Origin of the sequence: Streptomyces sp. NPDC093260 (assembly GCF_040683715.1) — a bacterium.
GTDB lineage: Bacteria > Actinomycetota > Actinomycetes > Streptomycetales > Streptomycetaceae > Streptomyces > Streptomyces sennicomposti.
This window is the reverse complement of record NZ_JBFBEK010000070.1, coordinates 1-1,309: the sequence shown is the minus strand read 5'-3', so window position 1 is coordinate 1,309 and position 1,309 is coordinate 1. Positions and strand designations below refer to the sequence as shown.

The following is a 1,309-nucleotide window of genomic DNA, read 5'->3' as shown; positions in this document are numbered from 1 at the left end:
CTTGGGTTCTAGTGGTCGTTGCAACACCCCAGTTCAAGGGGTGCGATGGACTTCGAGATCCGAGGGGACCGGACTCCGCAGGGGCGCAAGAAGCTGTCCCGGGAACGGGAGGCATACTCCCGGCTCGTGCAGCAGGAATACAGCAACGCCGAGGCATGCCGGATCGTCGGCATCGATGCGCGGACCGGCCGGAAGTGGCGCAACGGCCGCTCCGGGGAACGGAACCGGAAGCCGGTACCACCGATCAATCTGGTGGTGCCGGCTTCCGGCTCGTCGCGGTATCTGTCCGAGGACGAGCGGATCCACATCGCCGACCGGCTACGTGAGAAGGCGACGGTCCGGGCGATCGCCGCGGAGCTGGGCCGAAGCCCGTCCACGGTCAGCCGGGAGATTCGCCGCAACCGCACCGACGGCACACGCGGCCAGTGGCACTACCGTCCACACGCCGCCCAGTCCCGCGCCGATGCCCGCCGTCCCCGCCCCAAGCCTCGCAAGATCCTTCGGGACCCCGCGCTGCGGGACGCCGTCCAGGCGATGCTGGACGAGAAGTGGAGCCCGGAGCAGATCTGCCACGCTCTGCGGGCACAGTTCCCCCAGCGACCGGAGATGCACGTGGTCCACGAGACCGTCTATCAGGCGCTTTACCTCCAGGGCCGGGGTCAACTGCGGCGCGAGCTCGCCGGCGCCCTGCGCTCCGGGCGGGCCCGCCGCAGGCCCCAGCGGCAGGCGAACTGCCGCCAGCCGCGTTTCACCACCCCGATGGTGATGATCAGCGAACGGCCCGCCGAGGCCGCGGACCGGGCCCTGCCCGGCCACTGGGAGGGCGACCTGATCATCGGCAAGGACGGCAGGTCCGCCATCGGCACCCTGGTCGAACGCGCCACCCGCTACGTCATGCTGCTGCACCTGCCCGGCGACCACACCGCCGAGACCGTTCTCACCGCCCTGACCACCACCGCCCAAACCCTGCCCGCCCAGCTGATGCGCTCCCTGACCTGGGACCAGGGCAGCGAGATGGCCCGCCACGCCGAGTTCACCCTCGCCACGGACATCCCGGTCTACTTCTGCGACCCGGCCAGCCCCTGGCAACGCGGCTCCAACGAGAACACCAACGGACTGCTACGGCAGTACTTCCCCAAGGGCACCGACCTGTCCGTCCACGACCCCGAACACCTGGCCGCCGTCGCCGACCAGCTCAACCGCCGCCCACGCAAAACGCTCGGCTGGGAAACCCCAGCCGAGCGCCTGCATAAACTGCTCACGGCCTGATCAACACAACCGCGTGTTGCAACGACCGCTAGAAACCGCC

At 69.5% G+C, this 1,309-nt stretch carries 1 protein-coding gene; it reads left to right on the top strand.

Annotated features, from left to right (window positions below):
- Window positions 1-45: 45 nt before the first annotated feature.
- A complete protein-coding gene (locus AB0N63_RS36115) occupies window positions 46-1,269 on the top strand; it encodes an IS30 family transposase (RefSeq protein ID WP_365536256.1) in 1,224 nt (407 codons plus the stop codon).
- Window positions 1,270-1,309 lie beyond the last annotated feature (40 nt).

Excerpts from the sequence above, each read along its gene's own strand:
- AB0N63_RS36115 (WP_365536256.1), top strand. The coding sequence starts at position 46 with ATGGACTTCGAGATCCGAGGGGACCGGACTCCGCAGGGGCGCAAGAAG.